Origin of the sequence: Herbaspirillum sp. B65 (genome assembly GCF_000333555.1) — a bacterium.
In the GTDB taxonomy this organism is placed as follows: domain Bacteria; phylum Pseudomonadota; class Gammaproteobacteria; order Burkholderiales; family Burkholderiaceae_D; genus Herbaspirillum; species Herbaspirillum rubrisubalbicans.
On sequence record NZ_BADI01000680.1, the window covers coordinates 1 to 6,520 of the forward strand.

Annotated in this window: 4 protein-coding genes and 2 pseudogenes; all 6 read left to right on the forward strand. The window is 63.4% G+C overall.

Translation table 11 applies throughout. From position 1 onward, the window contains the following. Positions 1–1,316, forward strand: a 1,316-nt coding sequence (locus tag I5W_RS16135) for a DNA gyrase C-terminal beta-propeller domain-containing protein (RefSeq protein ID WP_044529996.1), incomplete at its 5' end; no start/stop codon positions are given. Between the two features lie 58 nt (positions 1,317–1,374). Beyond that, the gene (serC, locus tag I5W_RS16140) at positions 1,375–2,487 is read left to right on the forward strand and encodes a 3-phosphoserine/phosphohydroxythreonine transaminase (protein WP_044529997.1); all 1,113 of its coding nucleotides are present in this window, start codon (positions 1,375–1,377) and stop codon (positions 2,485–2,487) included. A gap of 130 nt (positions 2,488–2,617) precedes the next feature. Beyond that, the gene (pheA, locus tag I5W_RS16145) at positions 2,618–3,691 is read left to right on the forward strand and encodes a prephenate dehydratase (protein WP_044529998.1); all 1,074 of its coding nucleotides are present in this window, start codon (positions 2,618–2,620) and stop codon (positions 3,689–3,691) included. Between the two features lie 39 nt (positions 3,692–3,730). Further along, entirely contained in the window at positions 3,731–4,618 is an 888-nt protein-coding gene (locus I5W_RS16150; protein WP_026052264.1) for a prephenate dehydrogenase, read from the forward strand. An 81-nt stretch (positions 4,619–4,699) separates the two neighbouring features. Then, a pseudogene (aroA, locus tag I5W_RS16155) lies at positions 4,700–6,030 on the forward strand (3-phosphoshikimate 1-carboxyvinyltransferase). 57 nt (positions 6,031–6,087) lie between these two features. Continuing rightward, a pseudogene (gene cmk, locus I5W_RS16160) lies at positions 6,088–6,516 on the forward strand ((d)CMP kinase); the annotation flags it as partial. Between the last annotated feature and the right edge of the window lie 4 nt (positions 6,517–6,520).

Genomic DNA, 6,520 nt, shown 5'->3' on the forward strand with positions numbered 1-6,520 from the left:
CGGCTCATTACGGTATCCAGTCCGACGGCCTCTACAAGCTCTCCGACGAACAGGCCCAGGAAATCCTGCAGATGCGTCTGCAACGCCTGACCGGTCTGGAGCAGGACAAGATCGTCAACGAATACAAGGACGTGATGGCGCAGATCGCCGACCTGCTGGATATCCTCTCCAAGCCGGCCCGCGTGACGGCCATCATCACCGACGAACTCAACGCCGCCAAGAACGACTTCGGCATCGGCGCCAAGGACGAGCGTCGCTCCACCATCGAGCACAACGCCACCGACCTGGCCACCGAAGACTTGATCACGCCGCAGGATATGGTGGTCACGCTCTCCCACACCGGCTACATGAAGTCGCAGCCAGTTTCTGAATACCGCGCGCAAAAGCGCGGCGGACGCGGCAAGCAAGCCATGGCGACCAAGGATGACGACTGGATCGACCAGCTCTTCATCGCCAACACGCACGACTACATCCTGTGCTTCTCCAACCGTGGCCGCCTGTACTGGCTGAAGGTCTGGGAAGTGCCGCAGGGTTCGCGCAATTCGCGCGGCAAGCCCATCGTCAACATGTTCCCGCTGCAGGATGGCGAGAAGATCACGGTGATCCTGCCGGTGTCGGGCGCCAACCGCAGCTTCCCGGATGACCGCTACGTCTTCATGGCCACCAGCCTGGGAACGGTCAAGAAGACGCCGCTGTCTGACTTTTCCAATCCGCGCAAGGCCGGCATCATCGCGGTCGACCTGGACGAAGGCGACTTCCTGATCGGCGCCGCGCTGACCGATGGACAGCATGACGTGATGCTGTTCTCGGATGGCGGCAAGGCCGTACGCTTCGATGAAAACGATGTGCGTCCGATGGGCCGTACCGCCCGTGGTGTGCGCGGCATGAACCTGGAAGAAACGCAGCAGGTCATCGCCCTGCTGGTGGCTGAAAACGAGCAGCAGTCGGTGCTCACCGCCACCGAAAACGGCTTCGGCAAGCGTACTCCGATCACCGAGTACACCCGTCATGGCCGTGGCACCAAGGGCATGATCGCGATCCAGACCAGCGAGCGCAACGGCAAGGTCGTGGCCGCCACGCTGGTGGACTCCAGCGATGAGATCATGCTGATCACCACCGGTGGCGTGCTGATCCGCACCCGCGTTTCCGAGATCCGCGAGATGGGTCGCGCCACCCAGGGCGTGACCCTGATCGCAGTGGAAGACGGCACCAAGCTGTCCGGCCTGCAGCGCGTGGTTGAGTCCGATGTGGAAGACGTGATCGAAAGCGAAGGTACCGAGGCCGCCGGCGGTGAGACACCTGCCGCTGGCGAGTGAAGCAAGTCCAGGGCGGTGGGCAACGCGCCTGCCGCCTTTTTTGATGGCGAACGCAGAAATGGTCTATAACTTTTCCGCCGGTCCGGCGGTATTGCCCAAGGAAGTGCTGCAACAGGCAGCCGACGAGATGCTGGACTGGCATGGCAGTGGCATGTCGGTCATGGAGATGAGCCATCGCGGCAAGGAATACATGTCCATCATCGAGGCGGCGCTGGCTGACGTGCGCGCGCTGATGCACATTCCTTCCAACTACAAGGTGCTGTTCCTGCAGGGCGGGGCCATCGCCGAGAATGCCATCATCCCGATGAACCTGGCTGCGCTGCGTTCGCCGGCCGGCAAGCATGAAGCGGGCGTGGCCGACTACATCAACACCGGTTCCTGGTCCACCAAGTCGATCAAGGAAGCGGGGCGTTACTGCACCGTGAACGTGGCAGCCTCCTCGGCCGACCGCAAGTTCGCCAGCATCCCGGCGCGCGCCGACTGGAAGCTCTCGCGCAATGCCGCCTACGTGCACATCTGCAGCAACGAGACCATCGATGGCGTCGAATACCAGTACACCCCCGAGGTCGCGGCCGACACCGATGGCGCACCGCTGGTGGCCGACATGTCCTCGCACATCCTCTCGCGCGAGGTGGATGTGTCCAAATACGGCGTCATCTATGGCGGCGCCCAGAAGAACATCGGCCCGGCCGGCGTGACCATCGTCATCGTGCGCGAAGACCTGTTGGGTCACGCACTGCCGTTCTGCCCCTCGGCCTTCGACTGGAAGACCGTGGCCGACCACGACTCCATGTACAACACCCCGCCGACCTATGCGATCTACATCGCCGGCCTGGTGTTCCAGTGGATCAAGCGCCAGGGTGGCGTGGCCGCGCTGGAAGCGCGCAACATCGCCAAGGCCGAGCTGCTCTACGGCTACCTGGACAGCACCGATTTCTACAGCAACCGGATCGCAGCGGATTGCCGTTCCCGCATGAACGTGCCGTTCTTCCTGCGCGACGAGTCGCTCAATGACACCTTCCTGGCCGGCGCCAAAGAGCGCGGCCTGCTGCAGCTGAAAGGCCACAAGTCGGTCGGCGGTATGCGAGCATCGATCTACAACGCGATGCCGATCGAGGGCGTACAAGCCCTGGTCGATTACCTGAAAGACTTCGAACGGCAGCACGGCTGAGGCTGTACCTCCCCGGGCGCGTTGCCCGTGCGGTGCTGGTCTTCTGCCACGCCCTGCCAACGCCACGCCAAACAGCGCCGCAGGCCGGTCTTTGCGCCGGACTGCGGCGTGCAGATACTGAAAGAGCAAGATGAGTGACGACAAGTTGCTGCCCCTGCGCCAGAAGATCGATGCCATCGATGCGCAGATCCTCGACCTGCTGAACCAGCGCGCCCGCGTCGCGCAGGAAGTGGGCCACGTCAAGGCCGAGACCAATGCCCCGGTGTTCCGCCCCGAGCGCGAAGCCCAGGTGCTGCGCCGTGCTGCCGACCGCAATCCCGGTCCCTTGCTGGGTACCGATATCCAGACCATCTTCCGCGAAGTGATGTCGGCCTGCCGTGCGCTGGAAAAGCGCGTGACGGTGGCCTACCTCGGCCCCGAAGGCACCTTCAGCGAACAGGCGGTGTACCAGCAGTTCGGCCATGCCATCTCGGGCTTGCCCTGCGTTTCGATTGATGAAGTGTTCCGCGATGCCGAAGCCGGTACCGCCGATTTCGGCGTGGTGCCCATCGAGAATTCGTCCGAAGGCGTGATCAATCGCACCCTGGACCTGCTGCTGCAGACCACCCTGACCATCAGCGGCGAAGTGGCCATTCCCGTGCATCACAGCCTGATGACCGCCAGCGGCAAGATGGAGGGCATCACCCGCATCTGTGCCCACTCGCAGGCCCTGGCTCAGTGCAATGCCTGGCTCAATATGAATTATCCTGCCATCGAACGCCAGGCGGTGGCCTCCAACGCCGAGGCAGCCCGCATGGCAGGTGAAGATAATAGTGTGGCAGCCATTGCCGGCGAGATCGCCGGCCAGAAGTACAGCCTGCAAACCGTCAATGCCCACATCCAGGACGACCCGCACAACCGCACCCGCTTTGCCGTGATCGGCCGTCTGCGCACGGCGCCTTCAGGCCGCGACCAGACTTCCATCGTGCTGTCGGTGCCCAACAAGGCCGGTGCGGTCTATAACCTGCTGGCGCCGCTGGCGCGCCATGGGGTGTCGATGACGCGCTTCGAATCGCGTCCGGCTCGCATGGGGGCGTGGGAATACTATTTCTACGTCGACCTGGAAGGTCACGAGCAGGATGAAAAGGTCGCCCTGGCGCTGGAAGAACTGCGCCAGAACGCTGCCTTCTTCAAGCTGCTGGGCTCCTATCCGCTGGGCCTGTAAGCGCCCGTGGTCCTGACATCCTTCAAGGCAGAGTCCAACGTGTTCAAGAAAGTCGTCATCTTCGGTGTGGGTCTGATCGGCGGCTCGTTCGCCCTGGCGCTGCGTCGCGCTGGTCAGGCCGCGCACATCGTCGGCGTGGGCCGTTCCGTGCAGAGCCTGGAACGGGCACGCGAGCTGGGCATCATCGATGCCTTCGCCACCGATGTGGCCGCGGCCGTGGCCGGCGCCGACCTGATCCTGGTGGCCGCGCCCGTGGCGCAGACCGAATCCATCCTCGCCTCGATCGCGCCGCACCTGGGCGAGCAAGCCATCGTCACCGATGCCGGCAGCACCAAGAGCGACGTGGTGGCCGCCGCCCGCAAGGCGCTGGGTGCACGCATTGCCCAATTCATTCCGGCCCATCCGATTGCCGGGCGCGAAAAGCACGGGCCGGAAGCGGCTCTGGCCGAACTGTATGAAGGCAAGAAGGTGGTCATCACCGCCTTGCCCGAGAACAGCGAGGCTGATGTGGAAACCGTGGCTGCGGCCTGGCGGGCCTGCGGTGCGGTCATCCATCGCCTCTCGGCGCAGCAGCATGATGCGGTGTTCGCCTCGGTGAGCCACCTGCCGCACGTGCTGGCCTTTGCGCTGGTGGACGATATCGCCGCCAAGCCCCATGCCGAGACACTGTTCCAGTATGCGGCCAGCGGTTTTCGTGACTTCACCCGGATTGCCGCGTCCTCGCCGGAGATGTGGCGCGACATCACCCTGGCCAACCGCGCTGCGCTGCTTACCGAAGTCGACGCTTACCTGGTGCAGTTGCAGGGCATCCGGGAGATGATTGCCGCTGGCGACGGCGCGGCCATCGAGCAGGTGTATGCCAATGCCCAGCACGCCCGACTGCAATGGGCGGCGGCCATCGAAGCGGCCGAGCGCAAGGCTTGCTGAACCCTTATTCCCGGCAATGATGTGAGGGCCGCCTGGGCGGCCGGATCGCTCCACCGAATCATCCACAGAAAAGCAACCAAGATGAAACAAGCTTCCTACCCCCGTCATATCGACCTGGCCCCGGTGCATCATGTGCAAGGCACGGTCAAGCTGCCCGGCTCCAAGAGCATCTCCAACCGCATCCTGCTGCTGGCGGCGCTCTCGGGCGGCACCACCCGCATCTTCGACCTGCTGGCTTCCGACGATACCCTGGTCATGCTGATGGCCCTGCAGACCCTGGGCGTGAAGTGGGAGCAGATCGAAGGCACTCAGGATTACATCGTGCATGGCGTCAACGGCGTGCTGCCGGTGCACCAGGCCGACCTTTTCATGGGCAATGCCGGTACTGCCATCCGTCCCTTGACGGCGGCCCTGGCCGTGCTGGGCGGCGACTACACGCTGCATGGCGTGCCGCGGATGCATGAGCGGCCCATCGGCGACCTGGTCGATGCCTTGAATGCAGTGGGGATGCGCATCGACTACACCGGCAATCCCGGCTACCCGCCGCTGCATATCCGCCGTGGTCAACTGACGTCTTCGCGCATGAAGGTGCGCGGCAATGTCTCCAGCCAGTTCCTGACGGCATTGCTGATGGCCGCGCCCCTGATGGCGCGCGAGGAGGCGATGCAGATCGAGGTGGTCGGTGAGCTCATTTCCAAGCCCTACATCGAGATCACCCTGAACCTGATGCGCCGCTTCGGTGTGGAGGTTGAGCGTGATGGCTGGCAACAGTTCACCATCAAGCCGGGCCAGCATTACCGTAGCCCCGGCAGCATCCACGTCGAGGGCGATGCTTCTTCGGCGTCCTATTTCCTGGCGGCCGGTGCCATCACCGGTGGCCCGCTGCGGGTCGAGGGCGTGGGGCGCGACAGCATCCAGGGCGACGTGCGTTTCGTGGAGGCGCTGGAAAAGATGGGCGCCACCATCACCATGGGCGAAAACTGGATCGAGGCCTCCTCCAATGGCCCCCTCAAAGCCATCGATGCCGACTTCACCACATCCCCGACGCCGCCATGACCATCGCCGTGGCCGCGCTCTATGCCGATGGTCCCAGCACCCTGCGCAATATCGCCAGCTGGCGCGTCAAGGAAACCGACCGCCTGGCGGCCATGGCCACCGAATTGCGCAAGCTCGGGGCGCAAGTGGAGGAGGGCGCCGACTACTTGACGGTGACGCCGCCGGCCGAAATCGGCACGGCAGCCATCGATACCTACGACGACCACCGCATGGCCATGTGCTTCTCGCTGGCGGCGCTCGATGGTGCATTGCGGCGTGGCAACCGTATCCGCATCAACGACCCCAAGTGCGTGGCCAAGACCTTCCCGGATTACTTCGACGTCTTCAAAAAGATTGCCGAACAAACCTTGATCTGATAAACCCTGTGTTTAACGGAATTACGCTAAATTATTCACAGATAAAGGGTTCAGGCCATGGAAAAAGCAAAGATACCGGTCATCACCATCGATGGCCCGACCGCCTCCGGCAAGGGCACCGTGGCGCAGAAGGTGGCCCGCGAACTGGGTTTCCATTATCTGGATTCGGGCGCGCTGTACCGCTTGACGGCACTGTCCGTGTTGCGGCGCGGCATCGCGCTCAATGATGAGCACGCCCTGGCCAAGGCGGCCGAGCACCTGCACTGCCACTTCGATGGTGCCCATATCTTCCTGGCCAATGAAGACGTGACCCAGGCCATCCGCGCCGAAGAGGTCGGCAATACCGCCTCCAAGATCGCCGCCCTGATCACCGTGCGTCAGGCCCTTTATGGCTTGCAGTTGTCATTCAGGAAAACTCCCGGGCTGNTGGCCGATGGTCGCGATATGGGTACGGTCATCTTCCCCACGGCCCGTTTGAAGTGTTTTTGAC